The organism is Halomonas sp. ABH4_019 (assembly GCF_056159885.1).
Window position 1 is genome coordinate 661,437 of record NZ_JBSWWC010000001.1, and the last position, 23,070, is coordinate 684,506.

Annotated in this window: 21 protein-coding genes; 2 read left to right on the top strand and 19 right to left on the bottom strand. The window is 68.9% G+C overall.

Annotated elements, in window-relative coordinates; translation table 11 throughout:
- Positions 1-23: 23 nt before the first annotated feature.
- The gene (locus ACXAFN_RS02995) at positions 24-518 is read right to left on the bottom strand and encodes an RNA pyrophosphohydrolase (RefSeq protein ID WP_474986055.1); all 495 of its coding nucleotides are present in this window, start codon (positions 516-518) and stop codon (positions 24-26) included.
- Positions 519-666: 148 nt separating this feature from the next.
- Between ACXAFN_RS02995 and ACXAFN_RS03000 the strand changes: the two genes are divergently transcribed.
- Positions 667-1,323, top strand: a complete 657-nt coding sequence (locus tag ACXAFN_RS03000; RefSeq protein WP_474986057.1) for a histidinol-phosphatase — start codon at positions 667-669, stop codon at positions 1,321-1,323.
- 264 nt (positions 1,324-1,587) lie between these two features.
- On the opposite strand, the gene ACXAFN_RS03005 is transcribed toward ACXAFN_RS03000, so the two are convergent.
- From ACXAFN_RS03005 to yrfG, 10 genes are all read right to left on the bottom strand, one after another.
- Positions 1,588-2,562, bottom strand: coding sequence for a malate dehydrogenase (locus ACXAFN_RS03005; protein WP_474986059.1), 975 nt, complete (start codon positions 2,560-2,562; stop codon positions 1,588-1,590).
- A gap of 138 nt (positions 2,563-2,700) precedes the next feature.
- Positions 2,701-3,192, bottom strand: coding sequence for a sigma D regulator (gene rsd / locus ACXAFN_RS03010; protein WP_474986061.1), 492 nt, complete (start codon positions 3,190-3,192; stop codon positions 2,701-2,703).
- 85 nt (positions 3,193-3,277) lie between these two features.
- Positions 3,278-3,829 carry a disulfide bond formation protein B gene (locus ACXAFN_RS03015; protein ID WP_474986063.1) on the bottom strand — a complete coding sequence of 184 codons (552 nt, stop codon included), beginning with the start codon at positions 3,827-3,829 and terminating at the stop codon, positions 3,278-3,280.
- Positions 3,826-5,457 (bottom strand): glutamate--cysteine ligase, encoded by a 1,632-nt coding sequence (gene gshA / locus ACXAFN_RS03020; RefSeq protein WP_474986065.1) that lies wholly within the window; start codon positions 5,455-5,457, stop codon positions 3,826-3,828. The genes ACXAFN_RS03015 and gshA overlap by 4 nt, the downstream gene beginning before the upstream one ends.
- Positions 5,458-5,586: 129 nt before the next feature.
- Positions 5,587-7,956 carry a Tex family protein gene (locus ACXAFN_RS03025; RefSeq protein ID WP_474986067.1) on the bottom strand — a complete coding sequence of 790 codons (2,370 nt, stop codon included), beginning with the start codon at positions 7,954-7,956 and terminating at the stop codon, positions 5,587-5,589.
- Between the two features lie 149 nt (positions 7,957-8,105).
- Positions 8,106-8,603 carry a peptide-methionine (R)-S-oxide reductase MsrB gene (gene msrB, locus ACXAFN_RS03030; protein ID WP_474986069.1) on the bottom strand — a complete coding sequence of 166 codons (498 nt, stop codon included), beginning with the start codon at positions 8,601-8,603 and terminating at the stop codon, positions 8,106-8,108.
- A 183-nt stretch (positions 8,604-8,786) separates the two neighbouring features.
- Positions 8,787-10,352 (bottom strand): phosphoenolpyruvate carboxykinase, encoded by a 1,566-nt coding sequence (locus ACXAFN_RS03035; RefSeq protein ID WP_474986071.1) that lies wholly within the window; start codon positions 10,350-10,352, stop codon positions 8,787-8,789.
- Positions 10,353-10,611: 259 nt separating this feature from the next.
- The gene (gene hslO, locus ACXAFN_RS03040; RefSeq protein WP_474986072.1) at positions 10,612-11,484 is read right to left on the bottom strand and encodes an Hsp33 family molecular chaperone HslO; all 873 of its coding nucleotides are present in this window, start codon (positions 11,482-11,484) and stop codon (positions 10,612-10,614) included.
- A gap of 116 nt (positions 11,485-11,600) precedes the next feature.
- Entirely contained in the window at positions 11,601-11,981 is a 381-nt protein-coding gene (locus ACXAFN_RS03045) for an RNA-binding S4 domain-containing protein (protein WP_474986074.1), read from the bottom strand.
- Positions 11,978-12,655 (bottom strand): GMP/IMP nucleotidase, encoded by a 678-nt coding sequence (gene yrfG, locus ACXAFN_RS03050; protein WP_474986076.1) that lies wholly within the window; start codon positions 12,653-12,655, stop codon positions 11,978-11,980. Before yrfG ends, ACXAFN_RS03045 begins: the two co-directional genes overlap by 4 nt.
- Positions 12,656-12,993: 338 nt before the next feature.
- On the opposite strand from yrfG, the gene nudE reads away from it, so the two are divergent.
- The gene (nudE, locus tag ACXAFN_RS03055; protein ID WP_474986077.1) at positions 12,994-13,578 is read left to right on the top strand and encodes an ADP compounds hydrolase NudE; all 585 of its coding nucleotides are present in this window, start codon (positions 12,994-12,996) and stop codon (positions 13,576-13,578) included.
- A 21-nt stretch (positions 13,579-13,599) separates the two neighbouring features.
- On the opposite strand, the gene ACXAFN_RS03060 is transcribed toward nudE, so the two are convergent.
- From ACXAFN_RS03060 to ribH, 8 genes are all read right to left on the bottom strand, one after another.
- Complete coding sequence (locus ACXAFN_RS03060) at positions 13,600-14,691, bottom strand: oxidoreductase (protein ID WP_474986079.1); 1,092 nt, start codon at positions 14,689-14,691, stop codon at positions 13,600-13,602.
- A gap of 85 nt (positions 14,692-14,776) precedes the next feature.
- Positions 14,777-16,621: a dihydroxy-acid dehydratase gene (gene ilvD, locus ACXAFN_RS03065; protein ID WP_474987459.1), complete on the bottom strand. Its 1,845-nt coding sequence runs from the start codon at positions 16,619-16,621 to the stop codon at positions 14,777-14,779.
- A gap of 185 nt (positions 16,622-16,806) precedes the next feature.
- Complete coding sequence (lon, locus tag ACXAFN_RS03070; protein ID WP_474986080.1) at positions 16,807-19,248, bottom strand: endopeptidase La; 2,442 nt, start codon at positions 19,246-19,248, stop codon at positions 16,807-16,809.
- A 78-nt stretch (positions 19,249-19,326) separates the two neighbouring features.
- Positions 19,327-20,571 (bottom strand): DUF945 family protein, encoded by a 1,245-nt coding sequence (locus ACXAFN_RS03075; RefSeq protein ID WP_474986082.1) that lies wholly within the window; start codon positions 20,569-20,571, stop codon positions 19,327-19,329.
- 45 nt (positions 20,572-20,616) lie between these two features.
- Positions 20,617-21,090 carry a phosphatidylglycerophosphatase A family protein gene (locus tag ACXAFN_RS03080; protein ID WP_474986084.1) on the bottom strand — a complete coding sequence of 158 codons (474 nt, stop codon included), beginning with the start codon at positions 21,088-21,090 and terminating at the stop codon, positions 20,617-20,619.
- A complete protein-coding gene (thiL, locus tag ACXAFN_RS03085) occupies positions 21,087-22,040 on the bottom strand; it encodes a thiamine-phosphate kinase (RefSeq protein ID WP_474986086.1) in 954 nt (317 codons plus the stop codon). The genes ACXAFN_RS03080 and thiL overlap by 4 nt, the downstream gene beginning before the upstream one ends.
- Before the next feature lie 13 nt (positions 22,041-22,053).
- Complete coding sequence (nusB, locus tag ACXAFN_RS03090) at positions 22,054-22,554, bottom strand: transcription antitermination factor NusB (protein ID WP_474986088.1); 501 nt, start codon at positions 22,552-22,554, stop codon at positions 22,054-22,056.
- Complete coding sequence (ribH, locus tag ACXAFN_RS03095) at positions 22,551-23,045, bottom strand: 6,7-dimethyl-8-ribityllumazine synthase (protein WP_474986090.1); 495 nt, start codon at positions 23,043-23,045, stop codon at positions 22,551-22,553. The genes nusB and ribH overlap by 4 nt, the downstream gene beginning before the upstream one ends.
- Between the last annotated feature and the right edge of the window lie 25 nt (positions 23,046-23,070).

Here is a 23,070-nt window from a genome sequence, read left to right on the forward strand (position 1 = left end):
AGGCCCCGGCACGTATCGCGGCGTCAGCCGTGTCCCAGGGCCAGGCGCTGGGCGCGCGGCGACAGCTCGCGCAGCGCGCGTCGATAGACCTCGCGCTTGAAGGGCACCACCTGTCCCAGCGGATACCAGTAGCTGACCCAGCGCCAGCCATCGAATTCCGGCTTGGCCGCACCGCCGTCCATGCGGATGCGGGTCTCACCGCAGCGGATCCTGAGCAGGAACCACTTCTGCTTCTGGCCGATACACACTGGCCGGGCGTGTGTTCGCACCATGCGTCTCGGCAGGCGGTAACGCAACCAGCCCCGGGTACAGGCAAGCACCTCGACATCATCGGCGGTCAGGCCGACTTCCTCGAACAGTTCGCGAAACAATGCCTGTTGCGCTGTCTCGTTCGCCTTGATGCCTCCCTGGGGAAACTGCCACGCATTCTGCCCAACCCGACGCGCCCAAAGCAGCTGCCCCTGGTCGTTGGCGAGGATGATGCCAACATTGGGGCGAAAGCCGTCTGCGTCGATCACGGACATCACCTTATGAATCCAGTATTGGATTCATTCTTCCACAAGGCCGTGAAACGTATCAATACGCCGTTCGCGGCCCGCTCGAAGGGGGCCCCGGCATCTGCCATAATCGCGGGCCCGACACGCCAACGACAAGCAGAGGAAAGCCGTGAGCCTCGCCATCTTCGATCTGGACAACACCCTGCTCTCCCTCGACAGCGACCACGCCTGGGGCGAGTTCCTGCTCGAGCAGGGCGCCGTGGACCCGGTGGCCTACAAGGAGGCCAACGACCGCTTCATGGCCGACTACGAGGCCGGCACCCTCGACATGGCCGAGTTCCTGGCGGTGGCCCTCAAGCCGCTGGCCGAGCATTCGCCGGAGCAGCTGGCGGCCTGGCATCAGCAGTTCATGGCCAGCAAGATCGAGCCCCATGTCCTGCCCCGTGGCGAGGAACTGATCGCCCGTCACCGGGCCCGTGGCGACACCCTGCTGATCATCACCGCCACCAACCGCTTCATTACCGGCCCGATCGCCGAGCGCCTGGGCGTGGACGACCTGATCGCCGTGGAGCCGGAGATGGTCGAGGGCCGCTACACCGGCCGGGTCAGCGGCGTGCCCAGCTTCCGGGAAGGCAAGGTGACGCGCCTGGATGCCTGGCTCGGCGAGCGCGACCACAGCCTGCACGGCGCCTGGTTCTACAGCGACTCGCACAACGACCTGCCGCTGCTCGAACGGGTCGACCATCCGGTCGCCGTGGATCCCGACGACACCCTGCGCCGGGCCGCCGAGGCACGCGGCTGGCGGATCATCAGCCTGCGCGACTGAAGCCGGCCAGGCTACGGGCTACGGGCTACGGGCTACGGGCTACGGGCTACGGGCTACGGGCTACGGGCTACGGGCTACGGGCTACGGGCTACGGGCTACGGGCTACGGGCTACGGGCTACGGGCTACGGGCTACGGGCTACGGGCTACGGTAATCAGGGTATTCCCGATAGTTTCCCAACGAGAAAGCCCCGGCCAGGCGATGCCTGGCCGGGGCTTTGTTGCGCTCGAAGCTCGAGGCTCGCAGCCCGAAGCTTCGATGGGGTTCAGCCCAGCAGATGCTCCACCGCGGCGCGCTCCTCGCGCAGCTCTTTCTCGGTGGCGCTCATGCGCTCGCGGCTGAAGTCATCGACCGCCAGGTCCTGGACGATCTCGTACTGGCCGCCCTTGCAGACCACCGGGTAGGAATACATGATGCCCGGCTCGATGCCGTAGCTGCCGTCGGCGGGGATGCCCATGCTGACGATGCCGTCGCTGCCCAGCGCCCAGTCGCGCATATGGTCGATGGCCGCGGACGCCGCGGAGGCCGCCGAAGAAGCACCGCGCGCCTTGATGATGGCGGCGCCGCGCTGCTGCACGGTGGGAATGAAGTCGTTCTCGTACCAATCGCGCTCGACCAGCTCCAGGGCCGGCTTGCCGTCCACCTTGCAGTGGGCCAGGTCCGGGTACTGGGTGGCGCTGTGGTTGCCCCACACGATCATCGACTCGACGTCGGTGACGTGCTTGCCGGCCTTCTGGGCCAGCTGGGTCAGGGCGCGGTTGTGGTCCAGGCGCATCATCGCGGTGAACTGGCCGGCGTCGAGGTCCGGCGCGTTGCAGGAGGCGATCAGGGCGTTGGTGTTGGCCGGGTTGCCCACCACCAGCACGCGCACGTCACGGCTGGCGACGTCGTTGAGGGCCTTGCCCTGAACGGAGAAGATGGCGGCGTTGGCCTCCAGCAGGTCCTTGCGCTCCATGCCCGGACCGCGCGGACGGGCACCGACCAGCAGGGCGAAGTCGGCGTCCTTGAAGGCGACGTTGGGATCGTCGGAGGCGACGATGTCCTGCACCAGCGGGAAGGCGCAGTCGTTGAGCTCCATGACCACACCGTTGAGCGCATCCATGGCCGGCGGAATCTCGAGCAGCTGCAGGATGACCGGCTGATCCTTGCCGAGCATGTCGCCGGAGGCGATACGGAAGGCCAGGGAGTAGCTGATCTGGCCGGCAGCGCCGGTAATGGCAATACGGACGGGGTCTTTCATCGTGGCTCCTTCGGTTGTCGCCGTGAGGATTGGCCGCAGCGATGAAACGCTCCGGCCGGGATCGAAACCGAAGAAATGGTATGCCTGCGGTGCACAAAACTCAATTCGACCTGCGAATAGACCGCCGGCCAGATCGGTTCAGGCGCCGCTTGAGGCCCTCGCCTCGGGCGCATGGGCCGCATGCAGCCGGGCGATCAGGCGATCTTCCAGGGAGAAGCGCTCGGTCAGCCCCTTGGACAGGCGATCCAGCCAGGCCGGCAGCCGGGACAGGTAGTGCTGGCAGCGCACCGGGCTGGCGTAGTCCTCGTCGAAGGCCAGCACCAGTTCGGTGGACATCTCGAGGCGTTCGAGCAGGCGGTCGGCGAGTGCCAGGGCATCGACGTCCTCGAAGGCCTCGGCCTCGGCCCGAAGCTGGGGATAGATCTCGAAGTGCCCGGCGCTGATGTAATCCATCAGCAGCTCGCTGAAGGCATCGATGCGCGGCTTGGTCACCGCTTCCAGCTCGGCGTCGCAGGCCGCCTCGAGCTCATCGAAGCGAACCAGCAGCTCGCGACGCTCGTCGAGCCAGCGGTCGATCAACCGGTGAACGCCCCCCCAGCGTTCCTGTGCGCTCTTGCAGTCTTCCAGCATGGTGCTTCCCTCGCTCGATGAACCCGACCTGGGACACCCAACCGCCCGGCCTGGAGCCACAGAGTCCTCCCTGGGGGAAGCGCTGTCAATCCTGCCGCGTCACCCCCGGCCAACGGTAGCCGATGCGCCGCCGCCGGCATTGCCACAGCAGGCCCAGCGGCGCCACGGCCAGTACCACGAAGCCGATCAGCGTCCAGCCAGGCAGCGACAGGCCCAGGAAGCGCGCGCTGATCTCGGCGCACTCCCCGGAGGCGCTGAGCACCATGCTCACCACCTGCTGCAGCGGCAGCACCTCCATCATGTAATCGAGGCCCGGACCGCAGCTCGGCACCTCGTCGGCGGGCAGCGACTGCAGCCACAGGTGGCGCCCGGCCAGGCCGATGCCGGCGCCCACGGCGAGCAGCGAAAGCAGCCCATAGAGCGCCGCGCCAAGCCGCCCCTTGGGATCATGCAGGGCCGCCACCGCGAACACCGCCCCGGCGGCGATCACCGCCACCCGCTGGAAGATGCACAGCGGGCAGGGCTCGAGCCCGCCCAGGTGCTCGAGGCCCAGGGCCACGACCATCATCAGCACACAGAACCCCAGCCCCAGCAGGCTCCAGCGCCGCACGCCGGCATCACGCATCGTATCGATCATGCCTGCCCTCCCGCGCGCAGCGGCGTCAGGGCCCGGGACTCGCGGGCCCGCTCGAAGTAGTCGCTCAGGAAATCGGCGAAGGATGCGACGTCGGCGTCTTCGATGTCGCCCTGCTGCTGATGGGAGGTCTCCACCAGCTGATCGAACAGCGCCGCCCGGGCACGCTCGATCGGCTCCTCGCTCAGCCGCTCGCCCTGCTCGCGCGCCAGCGCCAGGGTCGCCTCCACGAACTCCTCGCCACGCGCGGCCAGGCGGGCCAGCAGCTGCCCGGACGGCGTCTGCGTCGGATCCTCGAGCCGCGGCGCCAGCGCCGCCAGGGCATCGCCATGGGGCGTGCCCGCCTCGAGACGATCCAGCAGCGCGGCGACCTCGCCGAGCCCCTTGAAGATCTCGCCGCCCCAGTCGGCGATGCCGCGCTTGCGCCCGTGATGGTCGAGGCACAGCTCGGGGTCGCGCCCGCGAGACACCACCAGACGACGATTGTCGTCCAGGTGCTCGCACTCCTCGTCGGAAATCCAGGGGCTCTCGGTCAGCAGGCACCACATCAGGAAGGTGTCGAGGAAGTGGCTCTGGACGGCGTCGATGCCCAGCGGGTCGAAGGGATTCAGGTCGAGGCAGCGCACCTCGATGTACTCCACCCCGCGGGCCTCCAGCGCCTGGCTGGGCGTTTCGTCGTGACGCGCCACCCGCTTGGGCCGGATATCGCTGTAGTACTCGTTCTCGATCTGCAGGATATTGGCGTTGAGCTGTCTCCAGTCGTCGCCCTCCCGCACGCCACGCGACTCGTAGTCCGGCCAGGGCGTGGAGATCGCATGACGCAGGGTGTTGACGTAGTTGGACAGCGAGTTGAAGCAGATCTTGAGCTGCGACTGCACCTTGTTCTGGTAGCCCAGGTCGGACATGCGCAGGCTGGTGGCGAACGGCGATACCAGCGTCTCGTCGCCATGGGCCTCGAGCCCCTCGGGCACCCGGCCATCGGGCAGGAAGCTGCGATCGATCGCCGGCGAGGCCCCGAACAGGTAGAGCAGCAGCCAGCTGTGGCGGCGGAAGTTGCGGATCAGCCCGAAGTAACGCGCGGAGCGATAGTCCTGCATGGCCATCTCGCCCTCGCCGTCGAGCTCGCGCAGCAGCGCGAACAGCTCGTCGGGCAGCGAGACGTTGTAGTGCACCCCGGCGATGGCCTGCATGATCCGCCCGTAGCGCACGTCCAGGCCGCGGCGGTAGACGTGCTTCATGCGGCCCACGTTGGAGTCGCCATAGTCGGCGATCGGCACGCTGTCGTTGCCGTCGAGCCGGGCCGGCATGCTGGCCGGCCAGATGCCCTCGTCGCCGAGCCGCCGGTAGCTGAAGCGATGCAGGTCGGCGAGGAACGCGAGGGCATCTTCCGGGCGGCTGTAGACCGGCGTGATGTACTCCAGCAGTGCCTCGGAGTAATCGGTGGTGATGTGCGGATGGGTCAGCTTGGAGCCCAGCGCCCTGGGGTGCGGGGTCTGGGCGATGCGCCCCGCGCCGTCGACGCGCAGCCCTTCCTTCTCGATGCCGCGGCGCAGGCGCCCGAAGCGCCCCTGGTCGGCCAGCCGGCCGAGGCGCTCGATGTGGGGGGAAAGCGTTTCGGACAAGGTGGTCACCCCATGTCGGGGACGCCGAACGGGCCGGCGTCCCGGTGGACGTTTCGGGCGCCGCGGCACCCGCAAGACCTCTGATTATGGCGCCGGAATACGGCGATTCAAGGTAAGCCGGCTAAACAATCGCCCGACTCACTTCCCCTTCTTGGCCTTGAGCAGCGCCGCTCCCAGGGCGCCGAGCTGGCCGTCGTTCTGGCCGCCACCCTGCTGCCCCTTGCCGCCCTGCCCCTGGCCTCGACCGCCGCCCTTGCGCGGGGCCTTCCGGCCCTGGCGCTCGCCGCCACGTTTAGTCGGCTGGCCGTCCTCGCCGGGCTGGTCGTCGAGGCGCATGGACAGGCCGATGCGCGCGCGCTCGAGATCCACGCTCATCACCTTGACCTTGACGATGTCACCGGCCTTGACCACCGAGCGCGGGTCCTCGACGAACTTGTCGGACAGCGCCGAGATATGCACCAGGCCGTCCTGATGCACGCCGATGTCGACGAAGGCCCCGAAGTGGGTGACGTTGGTGACGCTGCCCTCGAGCACCATGCCGGGTTCCAGGTCCTTGAGCGTCTCGACGCCCTCGCGGAACTCCGCCGCCTTGAACTCGGGACGCGGGTCGCGACCCGGCTTGTCGAGCTCCTTGAGGATGTCGCTGACGGTGGGCACGCCGAAGCGCTCGTCGGCGAAATCGGCGGGCTTGAGCGCCTTGAGCGTCGCGCTGTCACCGATCAGCCCGGCCAGTTCGCGCCGGCTCTGGTCGGCGATGCGCTCGACCAGCGGATAGGCCTCCGGGTGCACGGCGCTGGCATCCAGCGGGTTGTCGCCGCCCATGATGCGCAGGAAGCCGGCGCACTGCTCGAAGGTCTTGGGGCCCAGGCGGCTGACGTCGAGCAGCTGCTGGCGGCTGGCGAAGGCACCCTCGGCGTCGCGGCGGGCAACGATGTTCTCGGCGAGTCCGGCATTCAAACCGGCGACCCGCGAGAGCAGCGCGCTGGAGGCGGTGTTGAGGTCGACGCCCACGGCGTTGACGCAGTCCTCGATGACCGCCTCCAGGCTGCGCGACAGCTGCACCTGGGAGACGTCGTGCTGGTACTGGCCGACGCCGATCGACTTGGGCTCGATCTTGACCAGCTCGGCCAGCGGGTCCTGCAGACGGCGGGCGATGGAGACCGCGCCGCGAATGGTCACGTCCAGCTCGGGCAGCTCCCGGGCGGCGTATTCCGAGGCCGAGTACACCGAGGCGCCGGCCTCGCTGACCATCACCTTGGACAGCCGCTGCTTGCCGGAAAGCGCCTTGACCAGGTCGCCCGCCAGCTTGTCGGTCTCGCGGCTGGCGGTGCCGTTGCCCACCGCCACCAGGGCCACGTCGTGCTTGTCCACCAGCCGCGCCAGCACGGCCAGCGACTCGTCCCATTGATTGCGCGGTGCATGGGGGAAGATGGTGGCGTGCTCGAGGAAGCGGCCGGTGGCATCGACCACCGCTACCTTGCAGCCGGTGCGCAGGCCCGGGTCGATGGCCAGCGTCGCCTTCTGCCCCGCCGGTGCAGCGAGCAGCAGGTCCTTGAGGTTGGCGGCGAACACCTCGATGGCCGCGAGCTCGGCCCGCTCGCGCAGCCGACCCATCAGCTCGGTCTCGAGGTGGGTATAGAGCTTGACCCGCCAGGTCCAGCGCACCACCTCGGCCAGCCAGCGATCGGCGGGGCGGCCCTGGTCGGCGATCTCGAAGTGCCTGGCGATAGCCACCTGGGCCGGGTGGATGGGGGCCTCGTCCTCGCCGGGCAGGCGCAGGGTCAGCGCCAGCACGCCCTCGTTGCGGCCGCGGAACATCGCCAGCGCCCGGTGCGAGGGCACCTTGGCCAGGGCCTCGTCATGCTCGAAGTAGTCGGAGAACTTGGCACCCTCCTGCTCCTTGCCGGCGATCACTCGAGAGGAGAGCTCGCCGTCGCCCCACAGCCGCTCGCGCAGGCGACCGACCAGCTCGGCCTCCTCGGCGAAGCGCTCCATGAGGATCTGCTTGGCACCGTCCAGGGCGGCCTTGGCGTCCTCGATGGCCGGAATGTCGCCGTCGGCGGCGCGAAGGTACTGGGCCGCCTCGGCCTCGGGGTCGAGCGAGGGATCGGCCAGCAGCGCATCCGCGAGCGGCTCGAGGCAGGCCTCCCGGGCAATCTGCGCCTTGGTGCGACGCTTCTTGCGATACGGCAGGTAGAGGTCTTCCAGGCGCTGCTTGGTGTCGGCGGCGCGGAGGCTGGCGGCCAGCTCAGGGGTCAGCTTGCCCTGCTCGTCGATGCTCGCCAGCACCGCCTCGCGGCGCTCCTCCAGCTCGCGCAGGTAGCCCAGTCGCTCGTGAAGCTGGCGCAGTTGGGTGTCGTCCAGCCCGCCGGTGACTTCCTTGCGATAGCGGGCGATGAAGGGCACGGTGGCCCCGCCGTCGAGAAGCTCCACGGTGGCCGCCACCTGGGGCGTGCGAACGCCGAGCTCCTCGGCGAGACGATCGATGATCTTGGCTTGTGCGTCCATGTAATCCTTGGCAATCCGGGACAGACGATCGCGACAAGGTACCACACCGCCGGCGGCGCCGGGAGCCCGCACGGCTGCGGGCTGTCTCAGCTTTACCAGGCTCGCGGTAAACTGCTCGTAGCTCGAAGCCCGTCGCTGGCGCGAAGCGCCTATGCCGGCACGAAGCGCAGCGCCAACCCGTTATTGCACCAGCGCAGCCCGGTGGGTTCGGGGCCGTCCTCGAACACATGGCCCTGATGGCCGCCGCAGCGGGCGCAGTGATACTCGGTGCGCGGGATCAGCATCACCAGGTCGAGCTCGGTGAGCAGATGCCCCTCCACGTGGGTGAAGAAGCTCGGCCAGCCGGTGCCGGAGTCGTACTTCATCCGGCTCTCGAACAGCAGCAGGTCACAGCCGGCGCAGCGGTACTCGCCCTCGCGGGTCTCCTTGTCCAGCGGGCTGGAGTAAGGCCGCTCGGTGCCGGCCTCACGCAGGATATCGAAGCGCGCCTCGGACAGCCGCTCGCGCCATTCGGCCTCGCTGAGCTCGAGGGTCTCGAGCCCCGGCGCGCGCTCAAGATCGAGCTTGGGCCGGGCCGATGCCAGCCCCGGCGCCAGGCCGGCGAGGCCACCGAGGGCCAGCAGCCCCAGGAAGTTGCGTCGCTTCATGATGCGCCTCCATTGCCATGTGATGCCGCTGTGTCGGGTTTGCCACGGCATCCTTACCATAAGCCCCGCTCCCTCACGAAAGCCTCACGAAAGTGTCACGACTGCCTTCACGACAAGAAAGGGGGCGGCCAACGCCACCCCCTCTCGGACACGACCGGGACGCCGGGGTTCGCCCGGACCGCCTCAGGTCAGGCTCGGGCCCGCCGCGACGATGGCCGGGCTCACGCCGTCGAACTTCTTGAAGTTATCGACGAACTTGGCGGCCAGGTCGCGCAGCTGGCGATCGTAGGCGGCCTTGTCCTCCCAGGTCTCGCGGGGATCGAGCAGGCGCGAATCCACCCCCGGCACGGCGGTGGGCACGGCCAGGTTCAGGCCGTCGATGGTGCGGGTCTCCACGTCGCGCAGCACGCCGGACTGAATCGCGCCGATGATGGCCCGGGTGGTGGGAATCGAGAAGCGCGCCCCGCCCTCCCCGTAGGCGCCGCCGGTCCAGCCGGTATTCACCAGGTAGACCTGGGCATCCTGTTCGGCCACGCGCTTCATCAGCAGGTCGGCATAGACCCGGGCCGGACGCGGGAAGAAGGGCGCGCCGAAGCAGGTGGAGAAGGTCGCCGCCAGGCCCTCGGACGACCCCATCTCGGTGGAGCCCACCTTGGCGGTGTAGCCGGACAGGAAGTGGTAGGCGGCGGCTTCCTTGGACAGCACCGAGACCGGCGGCAGCACGCCGCTCATGTCGCAGGTCAGGAAGACGATGGCGTTGGGCTCGCCGGCGCGATTCTCGGCGACGCGCTTGTCGATGTGCTCGAGCGGATAGGCGGCGCGGGAGTTCTGGGTCAGGCTGTCGTCGGCGTAGTCCGGCTCGCGGCGGTCGTCGAGCACCACGTTCTCCAGCACGGTGCCGAACTTGATGGCGTTCCAGATCACCGGCTCGTTCTTCTCGGAGAGATCGATGCACTTGGCGTAGCAGCCGCCCTCGATGTTGAACACCGTGCCCGGGCCCCAGCCGTGCTCGTCATCGCCGATCAAGAAGCGCGCCGGATCGGCGGAGAGCGTGGTCTTGCCGGTGCCGGACAGGCCGAAGAACAGCGTGGTCTCGCCGTCCTCGCCGACGTTGGCACTGCAGTGCATGGGCAGCACGTCGGCGGCCGGCAGCAGGAAGTTCTGCACCGAGAACATGGCCTTCTTCATTTCCCCGGCATAGCGCATGCCGGCGATCAGCACCTTCTTCTCGGCGAAGTTGAGGATCACGCAACCGTCGGAGTTGGTGCCGTCACGCTGCGGATCGCACTGGAAATCCGGGGCATTGAGAATGCGCCACTCGCCCTTGGTCGAGGGATTGTAGGCCTCGGGGCGCACGAACAGGGTGCGGCCGAAGAGGTTGTGCCAGGCGGTCTGGGTGGTGATCCGCACCGGCTGGTAATGGGCCGGGTCGCTGCCCACGTGCAGCTCGGAAACATAGTGCTCAGCCCCTGCCAGGAAGCTCTCGACGCGAGTCCACAGGGCGGCGAAGCGTTCGGCGTCGAAGGGCTGGTTGACGCTGCCCCAGTCGATATCGTCACGAGTCGAGGCCTCGTCGACGATGAAGCGATCCTTGGGAGAACGGCCGGTGCGCTCGCCGGTGTTCACCACCAGGGCGCCCTGGGCGGACAGGCGGCCTTCGCCGTTGGCCACGGCCCGCTCGATCAGCTCGGCGCTGGACAGGTTGACGTGGGCGATGGCGGCCTGGGAGGCGGCTTGAGTCGTGGTCATATCGTTTCCTGGGCCTTGCGGCCTTTTCTCTCTCGTTTGCCGGGCGTTCGAGACGCATGATGGCTCATCCTCGGCCGCCGCTGGCGGTTGACCGTCTTGTTGGAGGAAACGGCGGCCTAAGGCGGATGAACGCGGCGCATTATGGCAAAAAGCCGGCGCCAGCGACAGGAAACGATACTGTTGCACGACGTTGTAGTAATTTTACCACCACTTCACTCCCATTGGAGGAAGATGGCGACGCAGGTCAGTGCGACGCAGGTCAGTGCAGGGTCGGCGGTTCTTCCGGATCCTCCATCATCGCCTCTACCTCGGCGACGGTGAACTCATAACGGGTATGGCAGAAGTGGCACTGGGTGGCGATGCCGCCCTGTTCGGCGAGAATGTCGCGCAACTCCTCGCTGCCCAGCGAAAGCAGCGCCCCGGCGATGCGCTCCCGGGAGCAGGTGCAGGCGAAGCGCAGCGCCTTGGGCTCGAAGACCCGCACGGTCTCCTCGTGGTAGAGGCGGTGCAGCAACTCGCGCTGGTCCACGCCGAGCAGCTCCGTCTCGCTCAGGGTCGATGCCAGATGAATGGTGCGCTCCCAGGCCTCCTCGTCCTGGTTCAGCGCCTCGTCCGGCAGGCGCTGCAGCAGCAGACCGCCGGCACGCCGGCCGTCATCGGCCAGCCACAGCCGGGTGGGCAACTGCTCGGACTGGGCGAAGTAATCTTCCAGACATCCGGCCAGGCTATCCCGGTTCAGGGCCACGATGCCCTGGTAGCGGTGCCCCTCGCTCGGGTCCAGGGTGATGGTGACCTGCCCCTCGCCCACCAGCTCGGCGAAGCCGGCATCGTCGCCGGGCAGCGCCGCTTCCTCATCGAGCCGGGCGATGGCGCGCAGCTCGCCGCCGGGATTGGACTCGGCCATCAGCAGCGACAGCGGCCCCTTGCCACGCACCTCGATGCTCATGGTGCCGTCGAGCTTGATGGTCTCGGTGAGCAGGGCCACGGCGGCCAGCAGCTCGCCGAGCTGGCGGGTCACTGCCGGTGGATAGTCGTGGCGATCCATGACCTCGGCATGCGCCTGCTCGAGGGTCACGATCTCGCCGCGCACGTTGGTGTCCTCGAAGAGGAAGCGTTGGATCTGGTCGTTCATGATGCTTGCCTGATAAAGGGGAAAGGGTGAGGGGTAAAGCGTGGAGAGGGAGCGAAGAGCCAGGGGGATGCCAAAGACGCTTCACGCCTCGTCCCTTACCCCTCACTCCTCACGATTCATTCACCCCGCATAAAGCGCTTGATCTCGCGCCGCTGTTTCTTGTCGGGGCGCTTGAGCGGATGCTGCATGGCCTGGTTGGCCTGGCGACGACTCTCGGCCTCCCGCGTCCGGCGCGCCTCGCTCTCGGCGGTCTCGCGGTAGAGCTCGCGCGCCTCGGGGGCGCCGCGACGCTGCTCGGAGAGGGCCAGCACCTCGACTTCCCAGGTGTCCCAGCCCTGGGGCACGCGAATCAGGGCACCCACTTCCACGGCCTTGCTGGTCTTGGCGCGCGCGCCGTTGTAGTGCACCTTGCCGCCCTCGATGGCCTTCTTGGCGATGGCTCGAGTCTTGAAGAGGCGCGCCGCCCACAGCCACTTGTCGAGTCGCACGCCGCTCACGGCCGGCCTCCGTCGACCGGCCCCTCGTCGGGCAGGAGCGCGGCGAAGCGGTCGAGGGCGATGAACTCCTCGAGCTCCTTCTCGGGCCGGCGGCTGTCGGGGCGCTTGATGCCGAGCAAATGACGAATGCCGAACTCCCGGGCGCTCTCCAGCACCGCCGGGTTGTCATCGATGAACAGCGTGCGAGTCGGATCGAAGGGCTCGACGTCCTGGAGCGCGAACCAGAACTCCTGGGCCTCCTTGGGCACCCCCAGGTCGGCGGAGGAGACGATGGCGTCCAGATAGTCCTCGAGCCCGGTCAGCGGCAGCTTGAGCGCCAGGCTCTCGCGGTCGGCGTTGGTAGCCAGCACCACCCGGGGATGGGCCCGCTTGAGCCAGCGCAGGAAGTCCAGGGCATCGCTGCGCAGGCCGATCAGGTGCTGGACCTCGCGCTTGAGCGTCACGATGTCGACGCCCAGCTCGCGGCTCCAGTAGGCCAGGCTGTACCAGTTGAGGGTCCCCTGCTCGCGCAGGATCCGCGCGCGGATCTCCTCCTGGCTCGCCTCATCGAGGCGATGCAGCTCCACGTAGCGACGCGGCAGGTGTTCCAGCCAGAAGTGGCTGTCGAAGTGCAGGTCCAGCAGGGTGCCGTCCATGTCGAGAAGGACGGTATCGATGGCACGCCAGTCGATCATGGGACTCCTAGTGTCCTGTATCAGAGGTTGACGGTAGAATTCTGGCGGCCCCTTGCGCCGCCATGCCGCGTTGCCACTCCTCGCCATAGCGCTGCTATGCCTCGTCGCGGCGCCTTGCCTGGCAACCCAATGCGCTCGCCATCTCTTCAACGAACCTCCGAAGCAGGACACTAGGGACAGTCGTCGGGGGCGAGTCCGCCCGGGGGAAGACGTGATAGTGTAACCAATCGATGCCGAAGACGCATTCCGGCGCCCGGGCGTCCCCGACTATCGCCGTGATTGAGTCTGCCGATCGAACCAAGGCGGCTCGGCCGTCGCCCCCCATGACCGGAGATCCCATGACCGACCACGCCCCGCTCAAGCCGCAGGTACTGGCCCGACGCAGCGTCGCCCGCAGCCGGCTGTTCCACGTCGAGGAGATGGAGCTGCGCTTTTCCAACGGCGCCGAGCGCACCTTCGAGCGGCTGGGCGGCACCGGGCGAGGCGTCGGCGCGGTGATGATCGTGGCCATGCCCGACCCGGAGCACGTGCTGCTGATCCGCGAGTACGCCGCCGGCCTCGAGGATTACGCCCTGACGCTCCCCAAGGGGCTGGTGGATCCCGGCGAGGACCTGGTCACCGCCGCCAATCGCGAACTGATGGAGGAATGCGGCTTCGGCGCCCATCGCATCGAGCCGCTGGTGGAACTGACGCTGGCGCCGAACTACATGCGCCATCGCATGCAGGTGATGCTGGCCACCGATCTCTACCCCAGGCGCCTGCCCGGCGACGAGCCGGAGCCGCTGATCGTCGAGACCCACGCCCTCGACGAGATCGGCGCCCTGCTGGCCCGGGAAGACTTCCATGAGGCCCGGGCCATCGCCGCTCTCTACATCGCCCGAGACAAGATCCGCACCGAGGCCATCGAGCCCAGCCTGTGGTGACGGCGCGGTGACGGCCGGCGCTCAGCCCTTGGCGTGGAGCCGGCGCGGCAGGCTGCCGCCTTCCTTGAGCTTGACCCAGCGCCCCTGGCGATAGCTGTCGAGGCCCGCCTCGAGCAGGCTCATCACGTCCAGCGCCTCGTCGACGCTCACCGGCGGCGGCGTGCCGCGCAGCAGGGTGCGAGCGACGCCGTCGTAGTAGGCCCGGTAGTCTCCCGGCACGCCCTCGACCTCGTGATGGACGAGGGCCACCTCGTCGCCCTCCCCCTCGTTCAGCGTCAGCCGCCCCGGCGAGGGATCGATGCCCCACGCCGGCTGCGGGCTCTCGCCCTCCTTGAGCCAGCCCTCCTGGGGATCGAGGCCGTACTTGACGAAGCTGCCCCGGGTCCCGTTCACCCGCAGGCGCGGCGTGGGCTCGGCCACCAGGGTGCTGGCCCTCAGGGTCACCCGCAGCCGCTCGTACTCCAGCACCGCCACGAAGTCGTCGTCGATCTCGGCGCCGTCGCGCAGCGTGGCCAGCTCCAGCAGGATCGCCCGGGGCATGCCGAACAGCGCCCGCGCCTGGTCGAGCAGGTGCGGTCCGAGATCGAACCAGATGCCGCTGCCCGGCCGATGCTGCTCCCGCCAGCGATCCGGCACCGTCGGGCGGAAGCGATCGAAGCGCGATTCCACCTCGACCACCCGGCCCAGGCGCTGCTCGTCGAGCAGCCCCTTGAGGGTCAGGAAGTCGCTGTCCCAGCGCCGGTTATGGAAGACGCTGAGCAGGCGCTCGGCGCCATCGGCCTGGGTCTTGAGCTGGCGGGCCTCGGCCAGCGACACGGCGAAGGGCTTGTCGAGCACCACGTGCTTGCCCTTGGCCAGCGCCGCCTTGGCCAGCGGGAAGTGGGTCTCGTTGGGGGTGGCGATCACCACCAGGTCGATGTCCGGGTCGGCGAACAGCGCCGCCGCCTTGGCGTGCACCGTCACCTCGGGGTAACGCTCGTGGACCCGGGCGGCATCGCTCGAGACCACGGCGGAGAGCTCGAGGCCCGGCGCCGCCTGGATCAGCGGCGCGTGAAAGGTCCTGCCGGCCATGCCGAAGCCGATCAGGCCGACGTAGAGGGTCTGGGTCTTCATACCGCGGCTTCCCTGCTGAAGCGAGTCGAATCGTGACGATGAGCGCGCCCCGCCGACGGCCCCGGGCCGCGGCGAGGCGCGAGGCTCAGTCGAGCTTGGTCAGGTCGCGCACCGCGCCCTTGTCGGCGGAGGTGGCGAGCAGCGCATAGGCCTTCAGGGCCGCCGAGACCTTGCGCACGCGCTGGATACTCGGCTTCCAGGCATCGCGGCCGCGGGCTTCCTCGGCGCGGCGGCGCTCGGCGAGCTCCTCGTCGGAGAGCTTGACGTCGATGGTCCGGTTGGGAATGTCGATGCGGATGATGTCACCGCTCCGAACCAGGCCGATGGCGCCACCGGCGGCGGCCTCGGGCGAGGCATGGCCGATCGACAGCCCCGAGGTGCCGCCGGAGAAGCGGCCGTCGGTGAGCAGCGCGCAGCCCTTGCCCAGGCCCTTGGACTTCAGGTACGAGGTCGGGTAGAGCATCTCCTGCATGCCCGGCCCGCCCTTGGGCCCCTCGTAGCGGATCACCACCACCTCGCCTTCAACCACCTTGCCGTCGAGGATGTGCTCCACCGCCTGGTCCTGGGACTCCACCACGTGGGCCGGGCCCTCGAAGACCAGGATCGACTCGTCGACGCCGGCGGACTTCACCACGCAGCCGTCGAGGGCGATGTTGCCCTTGAGCACGGCCAGGCCCCCCTCCTGCGAGAAGGCGTGCGCCAGGTCGCGGATGCAGCCGGTGGCCCGGTCGCCGTCGAGGCTCGGCCAGCGGGCGCTCTGGGAGAACGCGGTCTGGGTGGGGACCCCGCCGGGGCCGGCCTTGTAGAACTCCACCACCTCGGCGCTCGGCGAGCGCATGATGTCCCATTCCTCGAGGGCCTCGGCCAGGCTGTCGCCGTAGACGGTGGGTACCCGGGTATCCAGCACCCCGGCGCGGTCCAGCTCGCCGAGGATCGCCATGATGCCGCCGGCTCGGTGCACGTCCTCGATGTGATACTTCTGGGTGTTAGGCGCCACCTTGCACAGCTGCGGCACCTCGCGGGACAGCCGATCGATGTCGTCCATGTCGAAATCGATCTCCGCCTCCTGGGCCGCGGCCAGCAGGTGCAGGATGGTGTTGGTGGAGCCGCCCATGGCGATGTCCAGGGTCATGGCGTTGCCGAACGCCGCCTTGGAACCGATGGCCCGCGGCAGCAGGTGCGCCTCCTCATTCTCGTAGTAGCGCTTGGCCAGTTCGACGATGCGTGTGCCCGCGGTCTCGAACAGCCGGCGGCGGTCGCCGTGGGTGGCCAGCAGGGTGCCGTTGCCCGGCAACGCCAGGCCCAGCGCCTCGGTCAGGCAGTTCATGGAGTTGGCGGTAAACATGCCGGAGCAGCTGCCGCAGGTCGGGCAGGCGCTGCGCTCGACCTCGTTCAGGGTCTCGTCGTCCACCGAGTCGTCGGCGGCCATCACCATGGCGTCGACCAGGTCGAGGCCGTGGTCGAGCAGCTTGGTCTTGCCGGCCTCCATGGGGCCGCCGGAGACGAAGATCACCGGGATGTTGAGGCGCATGGCGGCCATCAGCATGCCGGGGGTGATCTTGTCGCAGTTGGAGATGCACACCAGGGCGTCGGCGCAGTGGCCGTTGACCATGTACTCGACGCTGTCGGCGATGATGTCGCGGCTCGGCAGCGAGTAGAGCATGCCGTCGTGGCCCATGGCGATGCCGTCGTCCACGGCGATGGTGTTGAACTCCTTGGCTACCCCGCCGGCCTTCTCGATCTCCCGGGCGACCAGCTGGCCCATGTCCTTGAGATGCACGTGGCCGGGCACGAACTGGGTGAAGGAATTGGCCACGGCGATGATCGGCTTGTGGAAATCGTCGTCCTTCATGCCGGTGGCGCGCCACAGGGCGCGGGCGCCGGCCATGTTGCGGCCGGCGGTGGTGGTGCGGGAGCGATACTCGGGCATGGTGTCCTCTTGATGATGCATGCCGCCCTTGGCCTCACGCGCTCGCGCGCGAGACACGCCGGAAAGAAACGGGGAAGGCCCGGGCGATCTCGGTGTCCAGTGACCCGATTCTGTCATGCCCCCGGGCGACAGGCCAGCGCCTCGCCCTCGGGCCAAGCCCCTCGGAGCTCGCTCCTCGAACCCCGCTAGCCGAAGACCACCTTGGCCACATCCCTGTAGCGAGCGGCGAAGTGCACCGTGACGCCCTCCCGGAGGTAGTCGGGCAGCTCCTCGTAGTCGCGGCGGTTGGCCTCGGGCAGGATCACCTCGAAGATCTCGCTGCGCCGGGCGGCGATGATCTTCTCGCGGATGCCGCCCACCGGCAGCACGTGGCCGGTGAGAGTCAGCTCGCCGGTCATCGCCAGCGGCCGGTCGATGGGCCGATGCTTGGCCAGCGACAGCAGCGCCGTGGTCATGGTCACCCCGGCCGAGGGACCGTCCTTGGGGGTGGCGCCCTCGGGCACGTGGAGGTGCACGAAGGCGGAGTCGAAGAAGTCCGGGTCCGCGCCGTACTCGCCGAGATGGCCCAGCACGTAGCTGTAGGCGATGTTGGCCGACTCCTTCATCACGTCGCCGAGCTGGCCGGTGAGCTTGAAGCCGCGGTCCAGGGCGTGCACCTTGCCGGCCTCCACCGACAGGGTCGCCCCGCCCATAGCGGTCCAGGCCAGGCCGGTGACCACGCCTTCGCCCTTCATCACCTTTTCCTTGCGGAACAGCGGCGCACCGAGGAACTCCTCGAGGTTGTTCACCGAGACCTTGACCGTCTGCTGGTCGTTCTCGAGCAGCTTGACCGCCGCCTTGCGCACGATGCGGTGCAGCTGCTTCTCGAGCTGGCGCACCCCGGCCTCGCGGGCGTAGCCCTCGATCACCTGGCGCAGGGCCGCCTCGGTGAGGTTGATGCGCTTCTTGGGGATGCGGTCGCGCTCGAGCAGCTTGGGCCACAGGTGGTGCTTGGCGATGGCCACCTTCTCCTGGGCGATGTAGCCGGAGAGGCGGATCTGCTCCATGCGATCCAGCAGCGCCGGGGGGATCGCGTCCAGGGTGTTGGCGGTGCACACGAACAGCACCTTGGAGAGGTCCAGGCGCACGTCCAGGTAGTGGTCGAGGAAGTCGACGTTCTGCTCCGGGTCGAGGACCTCGAGCAGCGCCGAGGCCGGATCGCCCTGGAACGACTGGCCCATCTTGTCGATCTCATCGAGCATGATCACCGGGTTCTCGACGTCGACCTCCTTGATGGCCTGCACCAGCTTGCCGGGCATGGCGCCGACGTAGGTGCGGCGGTGGCCCTTGATCTCGGCCTCGTCGCGCATGCCGCCCACCGAGAAGCGATAGAACTCGCGGCCCAGGGCCTCGGCGATGGAACGCCCCACCGAGGTCTTGCCGACCCCGGGCGGGCCCACCAGCAGCAGGATCGAGCCGCCCACATCGCCCTTGAAGGTGCCCTCGGCGAGGAACTCGATGATGCGCTCCTTGACGTCCTTGAGGCCGTCGTGGTCGCGGTCGAGCACCTGGCGTGCATGGCCCAGGTCGAGCTGGTCGTCGCTGGTGATGCCCCAGGGCAGCGAGGTCAGCCAGTCCAGGTAGTGGCGGGTGGTGCCGTACTCGGGGGAGCCGGTCTCGAGCACCGAGAGCTTCTCGAGCTCGTCGTCGATGCGCGCCTGTACCCGCTCGGGGACCGTCTTGTCCTCGAGCCGGGCGCGGAAGGTGTCGACGTCGTTCTCGCGGTCGTCCTTCGAGATGCCCAGCTCGCGCTGAATGATCTTGAGCTGCTCGCGCAGGAAGAACTCCCGCTGGCGCTCCTGCATCTGGGCGTTGACCTGCTCGCTGATCTCGCTCTGCAGCCGAGCGACGTCGATCTCCTTGCGCAGCAGCGGCAACACCTTCTGCATGCGCTCCATCACCGGCAGCGACTCCAGCACGTCCTGCAGCTCCGGCCCCTTGGCCGAGGTGATGGCGGCGGCGAAGTCGGTGAGCGGGCCCGGCTCATGGGGGCTGAAGCGGTTGAGGTAGTGCTTGAGCTCCTCGCCGTAGAGCGGGTTGATCGGCAGCAGCTCCTTGATGCCGTTGATCAGCGCCATGGCATAGGCGCGGGTTTCCTCGTCCTCGGCGTCCACCGGCTCGCGGGGATAGCTGACCTCGACCAGGTAGGGCGGCTCCTTGGAGAGCCAGCGCTGGATGCGAAACCGCCGCATGCCCTGGGCGATGAACTGCAGCTGGGCGTCCTCGCCCTGCAGCTTGTGCACCTTGACCGCGGTGCCCACCGTCGGGAAGTCTCCGGGGGCGAGCTCGTCGACGCCGGCCTCGCCGACGAAGGCCAGGCCCACCATGTGGTGGGGCGTGTTGCCGACCCGACGGATGGTCTCCTCCCAGCGTTCGCGGTTGATCACCAGCGGCTGGACCTGGGCGGGAAAGAAGGGGCGATTGTGGATCGGCAGCAGGTAGACCCGCTCGGGCAGGGTATCGCTCGCCGGCACCACCGCGTGGCCGGCGCCCTCGTCGAGATCGAGATCGAGCTCATCCTCCGTCTCGGCCTCGGCCTGGACCCATTCCAGGCCGTCCTGTTCAAAACGCTGATCGTCTTCGCTCATGCACACCTCTTCCTGAAGGGCGGGGCGACTCGGCCCGTGATGTCTTCGGGAATGCGGGCGACGCGACCAAACTTCAAGTCATTGCAGGGATTCGAGAACCGGCGGCAGCGGCCGCCCGTTGAGGCGCAGCTCGCCGCGCACCACGTCGACCTGCAGCTCCCGGGTGTCCAGCGGCAGCCCCAACCACAGCGCGATCACCGGCGGCAGGTCCTGCCACAGGAAGTCGCCGTCGAGCCGCTCGCGCCAGGCGGCCCGCTCCTCGGACTCGTCCAGGGCCAGCGGCGCCAGGACATCCAGGTCGCGGGCATCGAACACCAGCACGCCCTCGCCGTCGAGGGCCAGCCCCAGCATGGGACTGTCGAGGTCCGCCTCGAGGATATCCAGGCGCGGCGAGTCGACCAGCAGCTCGCGCAGCAGCGGGGCCAGGTCGTCGCCCGCGACATGGGCGTCCGGATCGGGCCGGCCTCGTGCGGCCTCCCGGCGCAGCCGGGCCAGCAGCTGGCGCAGGGCGTCGGCGTTAAAGCGGGACAGTTCGGCGACCACGACCCCGGACAACAGCACCTCGTCGCCGGACAGGACCTCGCCGAGGTCGAGCTTGCCCTTGAGGCGCAGCTCCTCGGCATCGAGCACGGTACGCGTCTGCAGGCCGACCTGGGCGGCGTCGAAGGTCAACTCGGGCGAGCGCCAGGCCAGGTCCTGGAGCCGCAGGCGGTCTTGCTGAGTGACGTGGTAGCCGCCTTCGGTGTAGGCGTAGCGGCTCTCCAGCACGACCGGCCCGGCGCGCAGGCTGGCCTGGCCGTCGTCCAGGCGCAGCGCCGACAGGCGCGCGCGTAGCCGCCAGTCACCGAGGCCGCCGTGGATGGCCACGCGCGCGCCCTGCAGGGAGAGGGTACGCCCCTGCTGGTGGAAGACGATCGGCGAGAGCTCCAGCGCCGCGTCCAGGGTCTCGGTGTAGGGGCTATAGCGGGCGTCCCACTGCGGCGGAGCGATCCGCAGATCGCCGAACACCGCCTCCTCTCCCTCGGCGGCATGGGGACGCAGGGTGCCGTCCAGCTCGGTGTTCAGCACGCCATGCCGGGCCCGGTAGACGATGTCGAGGTGCCAGGCATCGCCGAACAGGGGCGACAGGTGGAGGGTGCCGCGGGAGGTCAGCCAGCCACGTTCGACGTCGCTGCGGCGCACGGTCAATTCGCCGCGCCCCTGCAACGCCTCGATCGCCCGCGCCAGCTCGCGCTCGAACAGCACGCCGGCCAGGGTCTGGGCCACCGCCCAGGCAAGCGCCAGCACCGCCAGCACCGGCACGATCAAGCGCTCCTTGCGCATCGTTCTCTCCTTGACGAGCGACGCCCGGCCCGCTGGCCGCGTGACTCAGTGCAACCAGAACCAGAGGTGCATGGTACACCAGGCATAGGCACTGGCCAGGACGTCGTCGATCATGATGCCGAAGCCGCCGGCGACCCGGCGGTCGGCCCAGCGGATCGGCCAGGGCTTGAAGACATCGAACACCCGGAAGGCCACGAAGCCCCACAGCGCGGCCTCCCAGGAAAACGGCACCGCGGTCATGGTCAGCCAGTAGCCGACGAACTCGTCCCAGACGATGCCGGAATGGTCGTGGACCCCCAGGTCCCGGGAGCTCTTCTCGCACAGCCAGATGCCCCACACGAAGGTGATGGCCACCACCAGCAGGTACCAGCCCAGCGGCAGCTCCGACATCAGCCAGTAGAAAGGGATCGCCGCCAGGGTGCCGAAGGTCCCCGGGGCGAAGGGCACGGCGCCGCTGCCGAACCCGAAGGCGAGAAAGTGGACCGGCCGGTGCCAGACGCTCTGGGGGGCACGGTTCATGGCATGTCTCCTGAGAAATGCTGCCATCCTGCGGCGCCGTCGTCGGTCACCCCGGCGATGCCGGGGGTGGCCGTCACGCGACCGATCGCGGTCAGCGCCAGGCCGTCGGCGGCCAGCCGCGCCCGGGCCTCGTCGAGGCGCTCGGCCGGCAGCGTCACCAGCAGCTCGTAATCGTCGCCGCCGCCCCGGGCGGCCTGACGCGCGCCGGCCTCGCCGAGGGCGGCGACCAGCCCCTCGGCCAGGGGCAGGTCCTCCGCCCACAGCTCGGCGCCCACGCCGGAGGCCACGCAGATGTGCCCCAGGTCGGCCAGCAGGCCGTCCGAGACGTCGATGGCCGCGCTGGCCAGTCCGCGAAGCGCCAGCCCGGCCGCGAGTCGCGGCCGGGGCAGCAGGTAGCGGCGCAGCAGGGGGTCGTCGAGATCGCGCACCCCGGCCTGCCAGCGGGCCAGGCCGCCGGCGCCGCCGCCGAGGGCGCCGGTCACCGCCACCAGGTGGCCGGGCCGGGCGCCGCCCCGGGTCAGGGCCCGGGTCGCCGGCACCTCACCCATCACCGTCACCCCCACCGAGAGCTCGCCGCGGGTGACGTCGCCGCCGGCCAGCGCTACGCCGCTGGCCTCGCACAGGGCATGGAAACCCGCCGCGAAGTCGGCCACCCAGGCCTCGTCGGCCGCGGGCAGGGTCAGCGACATCAGGCACCAGCGCGCGTGGGCGCCCATGCCGGCCAGGTCGCTGAGGCTGACGGCCAGCGCCCGGTGGCCGATGGTCGAGGCCGGCGCATCGGCGGGAAAGTGCACGTCGGCCACCGAGGTGTCGACGCTCACCGCCAGCCGCATGCCGGGCGTCGGCACGAGCAGCGCGCAGTCGTCGCCGACGCCGAGCTCGACGCCGGCGGCGGACTCGGCCGGCGCGGGGGCAAGATAACGGGCGATCAGCTCGAATTCGCTGTGCATCCGATCGAGGCCTTCAGCGGCGGCGCGCGGAGACCTCGGCGCCGCGCAGTCGGGCGGCGAGCTTGTCGAGGATGCCGTTGACGTACTTGTGCCCCTCGGTGGCCCCGAAGGACTTGGCCAGCTCCACGCCCTCGTTGATCACCGCCCGATAGGGCACCTCGGGGCGCTTGGAAAGCTCGTAGGCGCCCAGGCGCAGGATGGACAGCTCGATGAGATCGAGGTCCTCGAGGCGGCGATCGAGCAACGGCGCGATGGCGGCGTCCAGCTCGCGGCGGTTGCGTGCCACCTCGTGCAGCAGGTGGTGGAAGAGCGCCAGGTCGGCGAGCTCCATGACCTTGTGCCAGTTCTCGTGGTCCTCGAGGTCCTCGTCGGCCACCTGGCTGCGGAACTCGGCCTCCACCGAGCCGATCGGCTTGCCGGTCAGCTGCCACTGGTAGAGACCCTGGATGGCCAGCTCCCGGGCCGCGTGGCGGGCCAGCTGGGCCTTGGACGGCTCGCGTCGCTGCTCGCTCATCGTGTCGCCTCCCCGCTCTCGCCGAAACGACGCAGCAGCGAGACCATTTCCATGGCCGCCATGGCCGCCTCGGTGCCCTTGTTGCCGGCCTTGGTGCCGGCGCGCTCGATGGCCTGCTCGATGGAATTGACGGTCAGCACGCCGTTGGCCACCGGGGTGTCGAATTCCAGCTGCAGCCGACTCATGGCCGAGTTGCACTCGCCGGCCACGTGCTCGAAGTGCGGCGTACCGCCGCGGATCACCGCACCCAGGGCGATGACCGCCTCGGGGCGGGCCACCTGCAGCACGCGCTTGATGGCCAGCGGCAGCTCCCAGGCCCCGGGGGTGTGGACGATGTCGATGTTGTCCTCGTCCACGCCATGGCGCGTGAGGCTGTCCACGGCGCCCTCGACCAGGCTGTCCACCACATGATGATTGAAGCGGCCGACCACGATCACGTAGCGGCCATCGACGTCGACGAAGCTGCCTTCGACTTGGGAAATCGGTTGCATGGTCTCTTTCCTGCTGAACCCGATG

Bases quoted from the DNA above. Each gene is read 5' to 3' on its own strand.
- ACXAFN_RS03005 (WP_474986059.1), bottom strand. From the start codon at position 2,562: ATGAAAGACCCCGTCCGTATTGCCATTACCGGCGCTGCCGGCCAGATC.
- rsd (WP_474986061.1), bottom strand. From the start codon at position 3,192: ATGCTGGAAGACTGCAAGAGCGCACAGGAACGCTGGGGGGGCGTTCAC.
- ACXAFN_RS03015 (WP_474986063.1), bottom strand. From the start codon at position 3,829: ATGATCGATACGATGCGTGATGCCGGCGTGCGGCGCTGGAGCCTGCTG.
- ACXAFN_RS03025 (WP_474986067.1), bottom strand. From the start codon at position 7,956: ATGGACGCACAAGCCAAGATCATCGATCGTCTCGCCGAGGAGCTCGGC.
- msrB (WP_474986069.1), bottom strand. From the start codon at position 8,603: ATGAAGCGACGCAACTTCCTGGGGCTGCTGGCCCTCGGTGGCCTCGCC.
- ACXAFN_RS03035 (WP_474986071.1), bottom strand. From the start codon at position 10,352: ATGACCACGACTCAAGCCGCCTCCCAGGCCGCCATCGCCCACGTCAAC.
- hslO (WP_474986072.1), bottom strand. From the start codon at position 11,484: ATGAACGACCAGATCCAACGCTTCCTCTTCGAGGACACCAACGTGCGC.
- yrfG (WP_474986076.1), bottom strand. From the start codon at position 12,655: ATGATCGACTGGCGTGCCATCGATACCGTCCTTCTCGACATGGACGGC.
- nudE (WP_474986077.1), top strand. From the start codon at position 12,994: ATGACCGACCACGCCCCGCTCAAGCCGCAGGTACTGGCCCGACGCAGC.
- ACXAFN_RS03060 (WP_474986079.1), bottom strand. From the start codon at position 14,691: ATGAAGACCCAGACCCTCTACGTCGGCCTGATCGGCTTCGGCATGGCC.
- ilvD (WP_474987459.1), bottom strand. From the start codon at position 16,621: ATGCCCGAGTATCGCTCCCGCACCACCACCGCCGGCCGCAACATGGCC.
- lon (WP_474986080.1), bottom strand. From the start codon at position 19,248: ATGAGCGAAGACGATCAGCGTTTTGAACAGGACGGCCTGGAATGGGTC.
- ACXAFN_RS03075 (WP_474986082.1), bottom strand. From the start codon at position 20,571: ATGCGCAAGGAGCGCTTGATCGTGCCGGTGCTGGCGGTGCTGGCGCTT.
- ACXAFN_RS03080 (WP_474986084.1), bottom strand. From the start codon at position 21,090: ATGAACCGTGCCCCCCAGAGCGTCTGGCACCGGCCGGTCCACTTTCTC.
- thiL (WP_474986086.1), bottom strand. From the start codon at position 22,040: ATGCACAGCGAATTCGAGCTGATCGCCCGTTATCTTGCCCCCGCGCCG.
- nusB (WP_474986088.1), bottom strand. From the start codon at position 22,554: ATGAGCGAGCAGCGACGCGAGCCGTCCAAGGCCCAGCTGGCCCGCCAC.
- ribH (WP_474986090.1), bottom strand. From the start codon at position 23,045: ATGCAACCGATTTCCCAAGTCGAAGGCAGCTTCGTCGACGTCGATGGC.